General features: G+C 42.8%; 14 protein-coding genes. 5 read left to right on the top strand and 9 right to left on the bottom strand.

What is annotated here, in order from left to right; genetic code table 11:
• Window positions 1–66: 66 nt before the first annotated feature.
• The 9 genes from Q5866_RS06155 to Q5866_RS06115 all read right to left on the bottom strand — a co-directional run bounded on the left by Q5866_RS06155 (window position 67) and on the right by Q5866_RS06115 (window position 9,686).
• Window positions 67–1,623 carry a glycine--tRNA ligase gene (locus Q5866_RS06155; RefSeq protein ID WP_292265383.1) on the bottom strand — a complete coding sequence of 519 codons (1,557 nt, stop codon included), beginning with the start codon at window positions 1,621–1,623 and terminating at the stop codon, window positions 67–69.
• A 79-nt stretch (window positions 1,624–1,702) separates the two neighbouring features.
• Window positions 1,703–3,397 (bottom strand): Na/Pi cotransporter family protein, encoded by a 1,695-nt coding sequence (locus Q5866_RS06150; protein WP_099291572.1) that lies wholly within the window; start codon window positions 3,395–3,397, stop codon window positions 1,703–1,705.
• 101 nt (window positions 3,398–3,498) lie between these two features.
• On the bottom strand, window positions 3,499–5,133 hold the full coding sequence (gene groL, locus Q5866_RS06145) for a chaperonin GroEL (RefSeq protein ID WP_099291573.1): 1,635 nt from the start codon (window positions 5,131–5,133) through the stop codon (window positions 3,499–3,501).
• Between the two features lie 102 nt (window positions 5,134–5,235).
• On the bottom strand, window positions 5,236–5,505 hold the full coding sequence (groES, locus tag Q5866_RS06140; protein WP_099291574.1) for a co-chaperone GroES: 270 nt from the start codon (window positions 5,503–5,505) through the stop codon (window positions 5,236–5,238).
• A 160-nt stretch (window positions 5,506–5,665) separates the two neighbouring features.
• Complete coding sequence (gene secG / locus Q5866_RS06135) at window positions 5,666–6,022, bottom strand: preprotein translocase subunit SecG (protein ID WP_099291575.1); 357 nt, start codon at window positions 6,020–6,022, stop codon at window positions 5,666–5,668.
• A gap of 1 nt (window position 6,023) precedes the next feature.
• On the bottom strand, window positions 6,024–6,734 hold the full coding sequence (locus Q5866_RS06130) for a hypothetical protein (RefSeq protein ID WP_303179497.1): 711 nt from the start codon (window positions 6,732–6,734) through the stop codon (window positions 6,024–6,026).
• A gap of 3 nt (window positions 6,735–6,737) precedes the next feature.
• Complete coding sequence (locus Q5866_RS06125) at window positions 6,738–7,256, bottom strand: LptE family protein (RefSeq protein ID WP_303179495.1); 519 nt, start codon at window positions 7,254–7,256, stop codon at window positions 6,738–6,740.
• Window positions 7,257–7,349: 93 nt separating this feature from the next.
• Window positions 7,350–8,438, bottom strand: coding sequence for a YhcG family protein (locus Q5866_RS06120; RefSeq protein WP_227216596.1), 1,089 nt, complete (start codon window positions 8,436–8,438; stop codon window positions 7,350–7,352).
• Between the two features lie 18 nt (window positions 8,439–8,456).
• Complete coding sequence (locus Q5866_RS06115; protein WP_303179492.1) at window positions 8,457–9,686, bottom strand: sigma-54-dependent Fis family transcriptional regulator; 1,230 nt, start codon at window positions 9,684–9,686, stop codon at window positions 8,457–8,459.
• 321 nt (window positions 9,687–10,007) lie between these two features.
• Here Q5866_RS06115 and Q5866_RS06110 point away from each other — a divergent pair, with 321 nt between their 5' ends.
• The 5 genes from Q5866_RS06110 (at window position 10,008) to Q5866_RS06090 (ending at window position 17,613) form a co-directional block, all read left to right on the top strand.
• Window positions 10,008–10,553 (top strand): RNA polymerase sigma-70 factor, encoded by a 546-nt coding sequence (locus Q5866_RS06110; RefSeq protein ID WP_303179490.1) that lies wholly within the window; start codon window positions 10,008–10,010, stop codon window positions 10,551–10,553.
• A 371-nt stretch (window positions 10,554–10,924) separates the two neighbouring features.
• Window positions 10,925–12,091, top strand: a complete 1,167-nt coding sequence (locus tag Q5866_RS06105; RefSeq protein ID WP_303179488.1) for a FecR family protein — start codon at window positions 10,925–10,927, stop codon at window positions 12,089–12,091.
• Between the two features lie 232 nt (window positions 12,092–12,323).
• Window positions 12,324–15,623: a SusC/RagA family TonB-linked outer membrane protein gene (locus Q5866_RS06100; protein ID WP_303179486.1), complete on the top strand. Its 3,300-nt coding sequence runs from the start codon at window positions 12,324–12,326 to the stop codon at window positions 15,621–15,623.
• A 17-nt stretch (window positions 15,624–15,640) separates the two neighbouring features.
• The gene (locus tag Q5866_RS06095) at window positions 15,641–17,059 is read left to right on the top strand and encodes a RagB/SusD family nutrient uptake outer membrane protein (RefSeq protein ID WP_303179484.1); all 1,419 of its coding nucleotides are present in this window, start codon (window positions 15,641–15,643) and stop codon (window positions 17,057–17,059) included.
• Window positions 17,060–17,085: 26 nt separating this feature from the next.
• The gene (locus Q5866_RS06090; RefSeq protein ID WP_303179482.1) at window positions 17,086–17,613 is read left to right on the top strand and encodes a hypothetical protein; all 528 of its coding nucleotides are present in this window, start codon (window positions 17,086–17,088) and stop codon (window positions 17,611–17,613) included.
• The last annotated feature ends 57 nt before the right edge of the window (window positions 17,614–17,670 follow it).

Genomic DNA, 17,670 nt, shown 5'->3' with positions numbered 1-17,670 from the left:
CTTACGACCTTATGGACTTTAAGACTTTATGGACTAGAGGGCGTGTCAAAACACGCCCTCATCGAATTATATTTTGACCTCTTTCAGGATTTCCCGTAAGTCGGTCTTCTTCTTCAAAATGTCATATAATTGGTCGATAGCCACGCGTTCCTGTTCCATCGTGTCACGATAACGTATGGTCACGGCATTGTCTTCCAGTGTTTGATGGTCAACCGTGATACAGAACGGGGTTCCGATAGCATCTTGCCGACGGTAACGCTTACCGATAGAATCCTTTTCATCGTATTGGCATCTGAAATCAAGACGTAATAATTTCATGATTTCTTCCGCTTTCTCTGGTAGCCCGTCTTTTTTCACTAATGGCATAACGGCAAGTTTGATCGGAGCCAAAGCGGGCGGCAATTTCAACACGACACGCGCATCCTTTGAGCCGTCTTCTTTCACGATCTCCTCCTCCTTGTACGCGGCGGAAAGGATTTGCAGGAACATACGGTCTACCCCGATAGATGTTTCTACCACGTACGGCACGTATGACTCGTTCAATTCCGGATCAAAATATTGTAATTTTTTGCCGGAGAATTCTTGATGTCGTTTCAGGTCAAAGTCCGTGCGGGAATGGATACCTTCTACTTCCTTGAACCCGAACGGGAATTTATATTCGATGTCTGTGGCGGCATTTGCGTAGTGAGCCAATTTCTCGTGATCGTGGAAACGATAGTTTTCAGCCCCGAAACCGAGAGCCTGATGCCAGCTCATGCGGGTTTCTTTCCATTTCTTGAACCACTCCAATTCCGAACCGGGGCGTACAAAAAATTGCATCTCCATTTGCTCGAACTCGCGCATACGGAAAATAAATTGGCGAGCCACGATTTCGTTGCGGAACGCTTTACCGATTTGAGCGATACCGAAAGGAACCTTCATCCGTCCTGTCTTCTGAACATTCAGAAAGTTCACGAAAATACCTTGTGCGGTTTCCGGGCGCAGGTAAATCTTGCTGGCACCTTCTGCCGTGGAACCCATCTCCGTGGAGAACATCAGGTTGAACTGGCGTACTTCCGTCCAATTGCAGGTACCGGATATAGGGCATACAATCTTATTGTCGATGATAATCTGACGCACTTCCGTCAGGTCGTTATCGTTCAACGCCTTTGCCATTCTTGCCGTGAGTTCCTCTTTTTTTCGGATATTCTCCAGCACTTGGGGATTTGTTTGGCGATATAACGTTTCGTCGAATTTCTCCCCGAATCTTTTCTTGGCCTTTGCCACGTCTTTCTCGATCTTATCCTCGTATTTGGCGATATGGTCTTCGATCAACACGTCGGCACGATATCTCTTCTTGGAATCTTTATTGTCAATCAACGGATCGTTAAATGCATCCACGTGTCCGGAAGCCTTCCAGATGCTCGGGTGCATAAAAATAGCGGAATCCAGTCCCACGACATTCTCGTGCAGGAGTACCATCGAGTCCCACCAGTATTTCTTGATATTATTCTTCAATTCCACCCCGTACTGACCGTAATCGTACACGGCAGCCAACCCGTCATATATCTCTGATGACTGGAACACGTACCCGTATTCTTTACAGTGTGCTACCAGCTTCTTAAAAACATCCTCTTGTGCCATTTTAATTTTAGATTTATGATTTTAAATTTTAGATTCAGTTTGCGTTTGTAATCGTAAATCTGTAATCTGAAATCGTAAATTAATTGTCTACTCCAATTTCTTTTATCGCTTCGGTCACGTTGATAGCGTAATCTCCGATTTTTTCACATTCGAAGAATATGTCACTGTAAACGATACCTGTCGCGTAATTATATTTCTTCTCCTCGATAGCCGTCAAATGTTCCTGTTGCAGGATAGTACGGTAATCATTGATCGTTTGCTCCACCTCGTAAGCTTTTTTTGCTTTTACTTCCTTGTATTCAAGGGCAAGGTTGGCGCACATGACAACGAGAGCTTCGTCCACGATAGCCATCATGTGGCGTAACTTCTCGTCAAGAAAGTCGGGAAATTCTATATTCTGTTCATTCCGGCGACCGATAGCCTTTGCCACATTCAATGAGGAATCCGCGATACTTTCAATTTCCGATACGATTCTAAACATGGCACGCAACCGTTGTGTATTTTCCGTGGAGAGTTTCGACTCGGAAACCTTGGTCAAGTAATCGGCGATTTCTACTTCCACCACGTCGCTCTCGTCTTCCAGTTTATCGATGCGGTTGAATTTCTTCTCGAACTCTTTTGTCGGCGTGTGCATGATTTCTACCACTTGGCGATACATGTCCAACGTATTCTTTGCATAATGTGAAATCTCTTGTTTCGCTTGGAATAGAGAAGCATCCGGGGTAGAAAGCAACCCGATTTTGATGTGTTTCAGCGTGAACGCATCGTCTGCCGATTCTTTTGATTTAATCATCCGGGTAACCAACTGGGCAATCACTTTCGTGAACCAAATCAGTAAGAACACGTTAGCGACATTAAAACAAGTATGGAATAATGATAAGGCAACCGGCACGGAACCGACCTCCGTGAACGGGTTACCGATACCCAGAATTATACTGAGTTTTGCCACCCAGCCGAGGAATATCGGGAAGATGGCCAGTACCCATAATACCCCGAACACGTTAAACAGGAAATGTGCGAACGCGGCTCTTTTCGCTGTCGTGTTGGCAACCATGGCGGCAAGATTTGCCGTGATAGTGGTTCCTATGTTTTCACCCAACACCATGGAAGCGGCAATATCGAACCCGATCCATCCGTTGGCACACATGACCAGCGTCAATGCCATCGTGGCGGAAGAGGATTGTATCAATATCGTTAAGGCTGTTCCTATCAGCATAAACAGGATGTAGGAACCGTATCCCATGTCCGTGTAATTATGCAGAAAGTTTAGAATTTCAGGATTCTCGTGTATATTCGGCATGTTCTCCTGCAAGAAGTTCAACCCGATAAACAAAAGACCGAAACCGATGATTAACTCTCCCCAGCTCTTTCGTATCCGCTTTGCCGAGAACAGAAGCGGTAAACTCAGACCGATCAGGGGAAGCGACAGGCTTACCATGCTGACTTTGAAGCCGAGGATGGAAATCAACCATGCCGTGAACGTGGTTCCCACGTTGGCTCCCATGATAACCCCGATGGAACCTACAAGGTCAAGTAACCCGGCGTTCACGAAACTGACGACCATTACCGTGGTCGCTGACGAACTTTGAATGATTGTGGTAATTAGAAGACCGGTGATAACACCTTTCACGCGATTGGATGTCATTGCGGCGAGGATGGTTCTCATTTTATTACCCGCTACCTTTTGCAAGGCCTCACTCATCATCTTCATTCCAAAGAGGAACACACCCAATGATCCGATCAATTGCAAGAAATCGAGAATCGTGTAATTCATAAACAGTTATTTGTAATAAATAGAATTTGCGACGTAAAGGTATAACAATCTAAATAAAAAAAGCCCCCATGCGGGAGCTTTTTTTATTTTAATTGTCGGTATTACATCATACCCGGCATCCCTCCACCCATCGGCGGCATTGCGGGAGCGGGATTTTCCTGTTTTTCCTCGACTAATACACATTCGGTCGTCAGGAACATTCCGGCGATAGAAGCGGCGTTTTCCAAAGCTACGCGAGCCACTTTCTTCGGGTCGATAACCCCGGTTGTCAACAAGTTCTCGTAAACACCCGTGCGAGCGTTATAACCGAAGTCTTTTTCACCCTCTTTCACTTTATTAACTACCACGGCGCCTTCTACTCCGGCGTTAGCGGCAATCTGGCGAAGCGGTTCCTCGATAGCGCGTTTCACGATCTCGATACCGGTAGTTTCGTCTTCGTTTTCGCCTTTCAAGTTTTCAAGAGCGGCAGTAGCGCGGATATATGCAACACCACCTCCGGGGATGATACCTTCCTCGATAGCGGCACGCGTTGCGCTCAAAGCATCGTCGATGCGGTCTTTCTTCTCTTTCATTTCGATTTCAGAAGCGGCACCCACGTAAAGAACGGCAACTCCTCCGGCTAATTTAGCCAATCTCTCTTGCAGTTTTTCTTTATCGTAATCAGAAGTAGAATGTTCGATCAATTTCTTGATTTGGTTTACACGTTCCGCGATAGCTTCCTTGGAACCGCAACCGTTCACGATAGTGGTATTCTCTTTGTCGATGGTTACCTTGTCGGCACATCCCAGCATATCCAAAGTGGCAGTTTCCAACTTCAAACCTTTCTCCTCGGAGATAACAACACCGCCTGTCAAGATGGCAATGTCTTCCAGCATCTCTTTTCTGCGGTCACCGAATCCCGGGGCTTTCACTGCCGCGATCTTCAAAGAACCTCTCAAACGGTTTACAACCAAAGTAGCCAGCGCTTCGCTTTCCACGTCTTCTGCGATGATAATCAATGCACGTCCGGCTTGAGCAACAGGCTCCAGAACGGGCAACAATTCTTTCATCGTGGAAACTTTCTTATCGTAAAGCAAGATGTACGGTTTCTCGAATTCTGCGTTCATCTTTTCCGTGTCGGTCACGAAATACGGGGAGATATATCCGCGGTCGAATTGCATACCTTCAACCACTTTCACTTCTGTTTCAGTTCCTTTGGCTTCTTCTACCGTGATAACACCTTCTTTCGTTACTTTTTCCATTGCCTCGGCAATCAAAGCACCGATATTGTCATCCCCGTTAGCAGAGATACGTGCCACTTGACGAATCTTATCGTAGTTTTCTCCTACTTCTTCTTTTTGGCTTTCCAAATTCTTCACCACTTCAGCAACGGCTTTGTCGATACCTCTCTTCAAATCCATCGGGTTAGCTCCGGCGGTAACGTTCTTCAATCCCACGTTGATGATGGATTGAGCCAAAATAGTAGCGGTAGTAGTACCGTCACCGGCATCGTCACCTGTTTTGGAAGCCACTTCTTTCACCATTTGAGCGCCGATGTTGGCGTACGGGTCAGATAATTCGATTTCTTTTGCCACGGAAACACCGTCTTTCGTGATATGCGGCGCACCGAATTTTTTCTCGATAACCACGTTACGTCCTTTGGGACCGAGTGTCACTTTTACAGCGTTTGCCAACTCGTCAACACCCTTCTTCAATAAATCGCGGGCTTCAACATTAAATTTTATCTCTTTTGCCATAACCTTTTTAATTTTAGATTTTAGATTTTAAATTTTAAATTGAAAATCGATAGCGTGTAATTCATTTTCAATTTTCAATTCTCAATTCTCCATTTTCAATTGTTATAGAACCACTAGAATATCGGATTGATTCATGATCAAGTACTTCTTGTCGTCAATCGTGGCTTCCGTGCCTGAATATTTACCGAATAAAACGGTGTCGCCTACCTTGATTTCCATCGGTTCGTCATGTTTTCCGTTTCCGGTTGCAACTACGACGCCTTTCTGTGGTTTTTCTTTTGCGGAATCAGGGATGATGATTCCTGAAGCAGTTTTAGTTTCAGCCTCTACCGGCTCTACAATAATTTTGTTAAGAACTGTCTTAAGTGCCATAATTCTTAATTTAAAAGTTTATTATTAATTGAAATTATCTCTATTTTTAAAATCAAATACGTCATTGACGGTACACATTCCGTGCCAAACAAAAAAAATGTCAGTATGACTGACATACTGACATTTTTTTGTTTATAATATAAAATATAGAATCTTCTAGTTATTCTTGGGTATCTCCGCTGTTGTCATCCACTGGAGTCGTGCTAACCGGTGCGCCGAAATCAGGAACACTTTGAGTCGGTGCCGATTGGTTCAATTGTTCTTGAATCGCCGATTGTTTCCCACCTTGTTGACCTCTCGGGATCACCATGGCAGCCACGATACATAAAACGAGCATAGCGCCGGCTAGTGTCCACGTTGCTTTTTCAAGGAAATCGGTTGTTTTTCTTACACCCATGATTTGATTTGAAGAAGCAAAGGTTGAAGATAAACCACCGCCTTTTGAGTTTTGCACCAATACGATCAATATTAATAAAGCGCAAACAATAAAGATCAAAATAGAAACAACTAAGTACATATTAATTCGTATTATTATTTAAGTTCTCTTTTATTTTTTCAATCTGACTCGCAAAGTAAACACTTTTTTCCGGATATTTCAAACTTAATTTCGAATAAGTTGCGATAGCCTTGTCATATAATTGCTGACGGATGTATATTTTAGCCAATGTTTCCGAGAAAAATTCTGTTGTCGAATCCGTGTCAGTTGCCGTGATCTCGGGGGAAGACGCGCTTTCGCTCGTGAATTTGGCGATAGAGGGTTCCGTTTCAATAAATTTCTCGATCAACGTGTCCCGTCGATCCTCTTTTTGCTTCTTTTTGGTCAACCACTCGTTCGCAAGTTCGTCAAGTGATAACATTTTTTCTTCTGGAAATTCATTTTCCAGCTGGTAATACGGCATCGGTAAACGAGTTTTTTTCTCTTCTTCCCGATCTTCGAGAAGTTCAATGGCGACGGGTTCCTGCTGGTAAACTTGCTCGTGCGAAGTACTCTCAAGGGATAACAGGTTATTCAGGTAACGGTAGAATTGTTTGTGATCCGGGATGAAAATGGTGTTTTGACGTAATTTCTCCGGGTATGCCGGATGTCCCGTGTCATGTAACATTTTCAAGTACACGACACGTGCCGTGGAGAAATAAGGGTATTGCTCTATCAGTGATTCAACCTCCCCGATAAGCTCTCCTTCGTTACGTCCGGAACGTATAATATCTATTAATTCTTCCGTGTTCAAATTCTACCAGTTTACAAGTGCTTTATTAAACACGTCTTCGATAATCTTGTCCGTGATATTCTTTATTAATTCCGGTTCCGCCGCGTCGTAATTCGCGTCTATCCCGTAATCCTCGTAATGCGAGAAACTACTGTCGAAATCGGATTTGCCTGTTTCGTCTTTCGTGTTCGTGTATTTCACCCGGATGGTGATCGTGAGGCGGTTCTGTGCTGCCACTTCATCCCGTTGGATATCCACCGGGCGTTGTGTGAAGCCCGTGATTTGTCCCTCGAACCGGATATCCCCGTTGTTGTCTGTCACTTCCGTCAGACTGGTGCGGTCCCTCAAGTATTTTTTCAATGCCTCCGTGAAATCAGAACCCAAGTTCGGTGCAAAAGGTGTTTTATTCGAAAAATAATCCACCGAGAAAGTCTTCTCCCCGTTGGTCAGAGATACTCCCGAGAAAGCGTATTTCACGCTTGACAACTTGCACCCGCTGAACGTCACGGCTAATAATAATATAGGTAAAATTCTTTTAATCATCTGATTCTTAATAATGAACTATGAGTAAATCTATCGTTTCGACAAAGATAATAAAATTAGAAACCACCTCTTGTTAATTTTAGATTTTAAATTTTATAGAATCTTGTTAAGTTCTTCTTCAACTTCTTCAATTGTTGGTAATTTACTTTTCAAGTTTTCAGGAAGTAGCTCCTTAACATTAAACTCACTAACTCCAATTGGTGAAGATATATTTTGCAAAGCATATTCAACTTCAATCCTATCCTTATCCCGACAAAGTAACATTCCAATAGTCGGGTTATCATATTCTCCTTTTAGCGAGTTATTGATTAGGTTTTGATAGAAGTTTAGCTGTCCCAAATGTTCCGGCTTGAAGCTTCCATTCTTAAGTTCTATAACGACATAAGCTTTTAAAGGAATATGATAGAACAGAAGGTCACAGAAGTATTCCTTGTTATTTAGATTCAAACAATATTGCTCTCCTACAAATGCAAATCCTTTACCTAATTCGAGAAGAAATTGGGTAATGTGAGTAACAAGCTGTTTTTCAATATCTCTTTCTCGTGCTTTTTGTGATACGGACACAAAATCAAACCAATATGGGTCTTTAACAACTTCTTGAGCCATATCTGCCGTTAGGGCTGGTAACGTCTGTGAAAAATTTGTCTGTCCTTGCCCGTAATGTTTGTAGAATTGTTGCTTGAATTGATTCTCCAAAACACTTCTGCTCCAATTATTAGACAGGATTTGGTGTGCGTAGAACAACGCTTCTTCTATGTTTTGGGCTTTGCTAATTATTACCTTTTGATGTCCCCAAGGTATGTTGAAGATAATGTCATAATTATTAGCTGCTTGTAATTGTCCCTCAGCTTGGGGGACAATTGGATTATTGGGCAAAATATGTATTTGTTCTGCATAGAACTCGTAGAAATTCTTACTATAATATAGATTCTGACGAGAAAAGCCTTGCATATCAGGAAACTCATTGCGTAAGTCTGCTGAAAGTTTGTTTATAACTTTGTCCCCCCAGTTCTGTTCTTTCAGTTTTAGAGAAATCATTTGTCCTAACTGCCAATAAAAGTGTATTAACTCTGTATTGGCTGTTTTTATCATTCGTATCTTCGTGGAACGAATTTGCTGTTTGATGGCTTTTAACCACTCTATATATTCGCTGTCTATCGCGTTAATAGAATCATCTTTCATGGGGGCATCTTCTCATTTTCAATTATCAATATTATATTCCTTCAATTTCCTGTACAGCGTTCTTTCCGATATCCCCAGATCTTGCGCTGCTAGTTTCCGTTTGCCGTGGTTTTTCTCCAAAGCTTTGATAATCATTTCTTTCTCTTTCTCTTCAAGGGATAACGATTCTTCAATAACGGCTTCCGTGTCCTCTATATGTCTTTCCTTCTCTGCCGAGAAAGATTTTGGCGGTTGTGGGGCAAGAAACTCTGATTGAGGAGTCTCGTAAAGATTGCGTAACACGATCGAGGTCGGGGGTTCCGGCTCCGGCGCGATATGCTCTTTTTGCATAATGTCGTACACCAGATGTTTCAGATCATTCATATCCTTTTTCATGTCAAAAAGAATCTTGTACAAGATTTCCCGTTCATTGGCAAAACTATGGTCGCTTTCCGGGATGGATGTCAAAGCCGGAAGACTGTTGTTGTGTGCCGGAAGATACCCTTTTAACGTCAGGGCATCCACCGATCTCTCCTGTTCGAGGATAGAGATTTGTTCCGTGATATTTTTCAGTTCCCGCACGTTACCCGGCCAACGATAGTTTTCAAGTACTTGCACGGCATCTTCTGTCAGTCTTACCGGGGGCATCCGGTATTTCTCCGCGAAGTCAGCGGCAAATTTCCTGAAAAGCAAAGAAATATCTTCTTTTCTATCCCTTAAGGGAGGGATGGGAATAGGAATCGTGTTGATCCGGTAATACAAGTCTTCCCTGAATTTCCCGTTTTTCACCGCCGTCGGGAGATCCACGTTTGTGGCAGCTATCACTCGTACGTTTGTTTTTTGTACTTTGGACGAACCCACGCGGATAAATTCTCCGGTTTCCAGTACGCGCAGTAATTTCGCTTGCGTGGAAAGGGGTAATTCTCCTACCTCATCCAGAAAAATAGTTCCCCCGTTACTTACCTCGAAATATCCTTTCCGGTCGGCTAAAGCTCCGGTAAACGAACCTTTCTCGTGGCCGAATAACTCGGAATCAATCGTCCCTTCCGGGATTCCGCCACAATTGACGGCAATATATTGTTCATGCTTGCGGGTGCTGTAACTGTGAATAATTCGCGGGAATATTTCTTTTCCTACCCCACTTTCCCCGGAAATCAGTACCGTGAAGTCCGTGGGTGCTACTTGTACAGCTTTCTCTATCGCCCGGTTTAATTTCGCGTCATTACCGATAATTTCAAAACGTTGTTTGATATTCCTGATATCCTCCATATCCCATTTAAATAATTAAAGATTCGTGATTTACGCCGCCGAACGGTAAAGCGTGAATCCCCTATCCATGAATTGTTCATCTGCAAAATTAGCAGATTAAACTGACAAAATAGCATAGAAATGGGAATAAATTTGAAAACGGGATTTCTGTTATGCAAATTATTTCCATATATTTGTAGCTATAATCGAACGTTTCATTATAGTTCTCTTATTTCTGGTACTGGATTTAGGTTGAATTGTAAGGAGCTGATTATTAATTCATATTTCAGTCGTGAAAATGCGTAATGATTAATTTTATTAATATCAACAAACGTTGGTTTTATGATAGAGGAACCACCTATAGATATCGGTCGTTTAATTGGGGGTGATGAGAATGTTTTTCAAGCTCTGTTTGTTGATTATTACCCGTCATTAATCTCATTTGCAATGAAATATGTTGAGCGGGAAGAGGCAGCTCAAGATATTGTGCAGGACGTTTTCGTGAAGGTTTGGGAAACTCGCGAGAAATTGCGCGGTGTTGAAAATCTCTCTGCCTATCTCTATCAGATGGTACGTTTTAAATGCTTTAATCATTTGCGGGCGGAAAAGATTCGTCATGACGCGACCCGTTCATTTACGGAAGAAATGGATGTTGTCGAGATGAACGAGTATATAAAAGAGGAAACTTTCCGTATCGTGATGAGTATCGTCGAGGAACTTCCTCCCGGTAGTCGGAATGTCTTTTCCCGTGCGATACAAGGTTATTCCGCCAAAGAAATCGCGGAAGAACTGGGAATCACGATAGAAACGGTGAAGAAGCAGAAACAAAATGCCCGTCGGGTATTAAAAGAACGATTGGGTAATCTTTTCACGTTTTTCTGGTTATAAGGTATTTTTCGATATCTCGGGTAATGTCATCTTGTATTTTACAATGGGATGTCAAGGTATTGTTCTACCAGTGATCTATATGAATCGAGTATGAATCCTGTATCAATTCCGGTTCACTTCCGCTTGAAATATTATTAGTAAGCTTTTGATAAGCTGTTAAAACGCTATTATAATATAGGGTTTTAATAGCGTTTTAATAGGGAACTAATAGCGTTTTACACGGAAGTGAACCGGAATTGATACGGGATTATCCCTGTTTTCGTGCAGGTTATAGGTATGATACGGGTAGGTCATGGGCGTGATTTTTTTTTGAAGGCGGCATACCTCCTTTTTCTTTTTGAAGTGTCATACAAGTGTAAACGAGTTTAAATATGAAGAACGATAGAATACACGAGGAAATTCCCGGTTTGTTGGCAAAAGCCATTGCGGGAACGTTGAGCGAAGACGAGAGGGAGGCTTTGCAGGCATGGAGAGGGGCGGATGAGGCGAACGAGCGTCTTTACGGGGAAGTGGTGAATGCCGGGTATATAGAGCGTAAATGCTGGGAAACGGCACGGGTGGATGTCGTGAAGGGGTACATGGGAGTTCTGCGGAAGAGGAAACGTAATGTTCAGGTACGACGAATCCGAAGGATATCTACCGTGGCAGCCGGGATATTGATACCGCTATTAGTTATTGTCTTTTGGTTGGGTAACGAAGAGAAGAAAGATGTCGTTCCGGAACAAGTGGCAGAAGTTATCCGACACGGGGAGGTGAAAGCGGAGTTAGTTCTGGCTGACGGGACAACCAAAATGTTGAGTACGAACGTTACGGATTCTTTGCTTTTACAGCAAGGTGCGAATATTGTCATTCAAGGACGGGGTGTCAGTTACGTGGGTGATTCTTCTGATGTAGAAGTACGGTATAATACGTTGCGGGTTCCCCGCAGTGGGGAGTATTCAATCACGTTGTGTGACGGTACGGCGGTGTACTTGAATTCCGAATCGGAATTACGTTATCCCGTGAAATTCGCGGGAGGAGAACGGCGGGTTTACCTGTCCGGAGAGGCCTATTTCGAGGTGACGACTGACGAGGAACACCCGTTTGTCGTGGATTTGAAAACTTCTGCCGTGAAAGTCTTGGGTACCGGGTTTGACGTTCGGGCGTACAAAGATGAGGGGGAGATATTGACGACCTTGGTACATGGTTCCGTGGCATTCTCTGTCGGGAAAGAATCTGTCGTGTTGAGGCCGGGAGAACAGGCTGTACTGGATAAATCGGGCGAGTTGGAAACGCGGGAGGTGGATACTTATTTGTACACGGCGTGGAAAGACGGTGTTTTCGCTTTTAAACAACAGCGCCTTGAGGAGATTATGAATATTGTTTCCCGTTGGTATAACGTGAACATTTTTTGGGAGAATGCTTCTCAAAAAGAAGTTACTTTTACCGGAAAAATGCGTCGTTATGACGACTTTTCTAAAGTCGTGGAGATGTTGGAAATGACGGGGAACACGGAATTCGAGATTAAGGGGAATAATATTTTTATCCGGGAAAAATAAAAAAATGATATTTGACATACCTCCTTTTTCTTTTTGAAGTGTCATGGAGGTGTAGAACGATTGGAAAAAAGAGTTTACAGAGAGAAATAAAAAAGACGGGATATTGGCCGTATCCCGCCTTTTGAAACCGGACGAACCGGAAATTGTTTCATTAAACGTTTACAAATGTATGAAAAAAAATGAAATGCATGACCTTTCCTGGCGTGAAAGGTTGCTAAAAACATGCTTGATTATGAAATTTGTAGTCTTACTTCTGTTTGTATCGACGCTGCATTTGTCAGCGAGTGTTTATAGCCAAGAGGCTAGAGTGACGATTCATTTACAGGATGCATCCTTCGAGGATGTGGTGAAAGTGTTGGAAAATTCAACGAATTTTACTTTCCTGTATAGAGATCATCAAGTGGCACAAATCAAAAACTTGAATTTGCAGTACACGGAAGCTGATATCAAGGTGGTTCTGGACGCTTGTTTGAAAGGTTCCGGGTTGACGTATCGTTTGGTGGACAACACGATCGTGATTCAACCGGTGTACACGGCGGTTACGGATTCAATTGCCAAGATTACCGTGAAGGGAATCGTGAAAGACGAGAAAGGGGAAATTTTACCGGGGGTGACAATCCGCGTGAAAGGAACAACTATTGGTTTCGTGACGAATGCCAAGGGTGAGTTCGATTTTGATTTGCCGAAGCGGGATAGTTTGGAATTGATCTTCTCTTTCGTGGGATTTAAACGGCACAATGTGTTTGTGAAGGACGGGATGAAGCCGTTGACGGTGGTGATGAAAGAAGACTTGCAGGCTGTGGATGAAGTGGTGGTGACAGGTATTTTTAATAAGCCGAGAGAGAGTTTCACGGGAGCGGTGACGAGCGTGTCGAAGGCGGAACTACAGGCGAATTACTCGAGGAATCTGCTGCAGACATTGTCGAATTTGGACCCGAGTTTTAGGATATTGCAAAATAATGATGCTGGTTCGAACCCGAATGCCTTGCCGGAAATCCAATTACGCGGGGCTTCGACTTTGGTGGATATTCGTAAGGTGCAGAACAGCTCGAGGGCTGAATTGAATATGCCTTTATTTATTCTGGATGGTTTCGAGGTTTCTTTGCAACGGGTTATGGATTTGAATGATGATGATGTTGAATCTATCACCGTGCTGAAGGACGCGAGTGCGACATCTCTTTACGGTTCACGAGGAGCTAATGGCGTGATTGTTATTACTTCTGCCAAGCCTGTTCCCGGAAAGGTGACGGTGAAGTACAGGGGGATGTTGCGCCTGGAGTTAGTGGATTTGAGTACTTATGATCGTTTGAACGCGCGTGAAAAATTCGATTTGGAAGAAAAATTAGGTGTTTGGGATCTTTATAAAGATTTTGACGTGTATAAAAATCTAAAAGAGTCCGTGGAAAAGGGAAATGATTATGACTGGTTGGATATTCCGACGCGTAACGGGGTCGGGCAGAATCACGTGTTGAATATCATGGGGGGCGATGAAGTATGGAAATTCGCGGCAAGCTTGTCATATGACGAGAAAATAGGCGTGATGAAAGGTTCGGACCGTAATAATTTTAACGGGTCTTTGCATGTGACTTATAATTCCGGACGGTTTGTCGTGGATGAGATGTTGTCCGTTGGGGTGAATACGAATTCCGATTCGCCTTACGGGAATTTCTCAGATTACGTGAATATGAACCCATACTGGAATCCGTATGACGAGGATGGGGCACCGGTATATGAATATCAACATCCGTTGAAAAAGAGTAGTGATAATAGTGGAGTGTACAGTCCTATTTATGACGCTGTTGTCGGTTGTTGGAATAAATCGGAATACACGAATATCCGGAATACAATTTCTTTACGTTATAATGTAATGGATAATTTTTATATCGTGGGTTCTCTGGGATTAACGCGTCAGTTTAATCAAAGAAATTACTATAAGCCATCTTCACACAGGTCTTTTGCCACGGAGAGTCTTGACCAGAAAGGGACAAATTACCGCACGGATTCTAAGACGAATAAATGGCAAGGACGCCTTGGGGTGGATTACACGAATACTTTTGCCGACAAGCATATGGTAACGTTGAATATTTCCGGGGAGATAGAGGAAGACAAGGAAGATCTCGTGAGATGGACCGCGTCGGGTTTTATTAATGATGCCATTGACCATCCTTCAATGGCGTTGGCGTACCCGAGTGTCGGAAAACCTGACGGGCAAGAAACGACGAGTCGTCGAATCGGATTGCTATTTTCCGGTAATTACTATTATGACATGCGTTATTTCGTGGATATAAGTTGTCGCGTGGACGGGTCTTCTTCTTTTGGGAAAGAGAGCCGTTACGCTCCGTTCTTTTCAATAGGAGGTGGCTGGACGGTAAGTAATGAAGGTTTTATGGCAGGATGCACTAACGTTATAAATAATTTCAAGATTCGGGGTTCCTATGGTGTATCCGGTAATATGGGATTTTCTCCCGAGGAGGCTTTGACAACGTATCATCTTTCCACGACGGAAACTTATCTTTCCGGGATGGGGGCTTATTTGAAGACGTTTGGCAATCCCGCGTTGAAATGGCAGAATACTTATCAATGGAATATTGGAGTGGATTTGAGTCTTTGGAGTAATGTGTTGCAGTTCCAATTTAATTACTATAACAAGAAGACCGATAACACGGTATCGGAGATGTTGTTGCCGATCTCTCACGGTGTGGAAATGTGTAAGGCTAATATTGGAGTGATTCGTAATGAAGGTTATGAATTGAATATTACTGCTAATTTAATCCGGGATCTGGTTCGTGAATTCACGTGGAATGTGTCAGGACGTTTTTCCCGGAATATTAATACGGTGGTAAAATTATCCGATACATACAAGGAGGCGCAGTTGCAATATGATAATCAACAGATGTCGGGCGCAGAAATCTTCTACAAGTACCAGGAGGGGCGTTCAATGGATGCTATCTACGGGTTGCGTACGATTGGTGTGGATCCGTTGACGGGAAAACGTTTGTTTTTGACTCATGACGGGCAAGCCACTTTACGGCAACGGATGGTGGACATGGTGTATCTAGGAGAACGGGAACCCAAGGTGAACGGGACGATTTCGACTTCTTTGTTGTACAAGGGATTTACTTTGAATGTCGGGTTCGCGGTTCGTTTGGGGGGAAAACAGTTTAATCAAACTTTGTTATCCAAAACGGAAAACGCGGTGTTCCAGTTTAACCTGGACCGCCGTATTTTGAAAGATTCTTGGGAAAAGCCGGGAGATCAGGCGTTGTTTACACAAATGAGTATAGATCCCAATAAGGATTACACGAATGTTTGTGATATGTTTGTGCAGAAGGATAATGTGTTACAATGTAGCAATATTAATGTTTCTTACCAGTTTCCGAAGGAGTTTATAAAGAAGTATTTGGGTATGGAATCTTTGAATATCGGGGCGAACTTGTCTGATATATTCTATATTTCAACGATAAAAAGAGAGAGAGGGATCAATTACCCGTTTTCTCGAAACCCGAATTTCTCCATTTCTTGTTCATTCTAATTTTAATGACTGATAAAATGAAAAAGAGTATCTATATATTATGCGTTGCGCTAGGAGTGGTTGCCAGTGCATGCACGGATTGGTTGACGGTTCAACCGAAGACGACGATTGTTGCTGAAAATTTGTACACGACGAATGACGGGGTGGAACAAGCATTGAACGGGATGTATATTTTGATGCGGACCAGTATTTATCAGCCGGATGGTATTATGGGAGGATCCGGTTTCTCTGAAGCTTTAGCCGCTACATGGACGAATACGGCGAACGAACTTGGTAAGCATATATATAATCTGAATAATAGGCAAACCGAGAATTTATTTAATTACGCGTTTATGAATATGTATTCTATTGTCGCTAACGCGACTCCTTTGATTGACGGGGTGGAGGAAAACAAAGGTGTTTTGGACGAGGACGTGTATAATATCGTGAAAGGAGAGGCTCTTGCCATACGTGCATGTATCCATTTGGATTTGATTCGGTTGTGGGGGCCGATACCGACGAAGGTGGATGTGTCTAAGAAGTATTTGCCTTACGTGACGGAGTATTCGACGGCGAAATATACTTATCAGACGTATGAAGAGTATATGCAGAAGTTGTTTGCGGATTTGGATGAAGCGGAGGAGTTGTTAAAGAAATCCGATCCTATTTTGACTTATAACGCGGATAATGCAGCCAACGGGACTTCGAAGTGGTTGTATCGACAGAGTCGTTTTAATTATTACGGAGTTTTGGGATTACAAGCTCGAGCCCATTTATGGTACGGTGACAAGGAAGAAGCCGTACGCTACGCCAAGCTGGTGAAGGAGGCTGTTAACGCAGACGGAACTCCCAAGTTTAAACTGGGGGATCAAACTCTTATAGATAGTTTCGGTGATGGAGAAACCGATTTGACATTTTACCCGGAACATTTATGCGGGATGGACGTGGAGTTATATGATTTTAACAAAGGGGCGTTTGGGAGTTCTACTAAAGTAAGTATGATTGGTATGACTTATGCTTTTATGGAATTGTATGACAATAACACGAACGATTTGCGTTATTCTAAACTATATTATTCTTATTCAAGACCGTTTCAGGCAGTTTATTGTATAAAATACCAGGGGTTATTCCCGAGTTCAAAGGCTAAAGCGACGAATATGCCGATTGTGCGTTTGTCTGAAATGTATTTGACGATCATGGAGTGTGGTACGTTGAGCGAGGCAAATGCTGCTTATGAAGAGTTTTGTGTGGCGCGGAATATCACGTACTCTCCTTACACGGAAGGCGATCGACAGGAGAGGGTGCTATGGGAGTATATCCGGGAATTGATGGCGGAAGGTCAGAATTTTTTCATGTATAAACGCCACGAGGTGAAAAGAATGTTTAATCAACCGGAAGATAGTGAGGATTGTGGCGAGATGCAGTATGTTTTGCCATTACCCCCGAAAGAATTCTAATATTGAATAATTAAAGATAGGAGATTATGAAAACATTGTTTATGATATTGTTGATATGTATGGCTTTTATTGTTTCTTGCTCGGAAGAAATCGTGGAACCTTACACGAGCTCTGATAATTATATTTTTTTCTTGCGAACTGATAAGGTAACAGCTGTAGATTCATTTTATGATTACAAGACGACAGTCTATCTTCCCTCGGGTAGTAAAACGAGAGATACTTTGTATTTTAAAGTTGGTGTAGGAGGAAATTACGTGCACGATGCCCGGAAGATTAAATTGGAACAATATACGTTCAATGATATGAGTTATGTGGCAGAGGAAGCTGTTCCCGGGGTTGATTATGTGGCTTTTGACGATCCTGTTATGGAGGAATATTACACGATCCCGTCAGATTCTCTAGAGATGATGATACCTGTAATTATTACATCGTCGTCGATGTATCCTAGAAAAGTATTGAACTTTAGATTGGTGGGAAATGATGATTTTAAGGTTTTTCATAAAGGTACACAAGAATTGGGAATTAATAGCGGACGGATAAAAATCGGTTATTGATAATTGCATGATTAGAAGCTGTTCAGAAAGTCTTTCATTCGAGATGATAAACGGGAC

The organism is uncultured Butyricimonas sp. (assembly GCF_959596855.1).
Classification (GTDB): Bacteria; Bacteroidota; Bacteroidia; order Bacteroidales; family Marinifilaceae; genus Butyricimonas; species Butyricimonas muris.
This window is presented reverse-complemented; position numbering and strand designations above follow the sequence as displayed.

Coding starts and splice junctions, on each gene's coding strand:
- Q5866_RS06090 (WP_303179482.1), top strand. CDS start 17,086: ATGAAAACATTGTTTATGATATTGTTGATATGTATGGCTTTTATTGTT.
- groES (WP_099291574.1), bottom strand. CDS start 5,505: ATGGCACTTAAGACAGTTCTTAACAAAATTATTGTAGAGCCGGTAGAG.
- Q5866_RS06100 (WP_303179486.1), top strand. CDS start 12,324: ATGAAATTTGTAGTCTTACTTCTGTTTGTATCGACGCTGCATTTGTCA.
- Q5866_RS06115 (WP_303179492.1), bottom strand. CDS start 9,686: ATGGAGGATATCAGGAATATCAAACAACGTTTTGAAATTATCGGTAAT.
- secG (WP_099291575.1), bottom strand. CDS start 6,022: ATGTACTTAGTTGTTTCTATTTTGATCTTTATTGTTTGCGCTTTATTA.
- Q5866_RS06110 (WP_303179490.1), top strand. CDS start 10,008: ATGATAGAGGAACCACCTATAGATATCGGTCGTTTAATTGGGGGTGAT.
- Q5866_RS06120 (WP_227216596.1), bottom strand. CDS start 8,438: ATGAAAGATGATTCTATTAACGCGATAGACAGCGAATATATAGAGTGG.
- Q5866_RS06125 (WP_303179495.1), bottom strand. CDS start 7,256: ATGATTAAAAGAATTTTACCTATATTATTATTAGCCGTGACGTTCAGC.
- Q5866_RS06155 (WP_292265383.1), bottom strand. CDS start 1,623: ATGGCACAAGAGGATGTTTTTAAGAAGCTGGTAGCACACTGTAAAGAA.
- groL (WP_099291573.1), bottom strand. CDS start 5,133: ATGGCAAAAGAGATAAAATTTAATGTTGAAGCCCGCGATTTATTGAAG.
- Q5866_RS06150 (WP_099291572.1), bottom strand. CDS start 3,397: ATGAATTACACGATTCTCGATTTCTTGCAATTGATCGGATCATTGGGT.
- Q5866_RS06095 (WP_303179484.1), top strand. CDS start 15,641: ATGAAAAAGAGTATCTATATATTATGCGTTGCGCTAGGAGTGGTTGCC.
- Q5866_RS06105 (WP_303179488.1), top strand. CDS start 10,925: ATGAAGAACGATAGAATACACGAGGAAATTCCCGGTTTGTTGGCAAAA.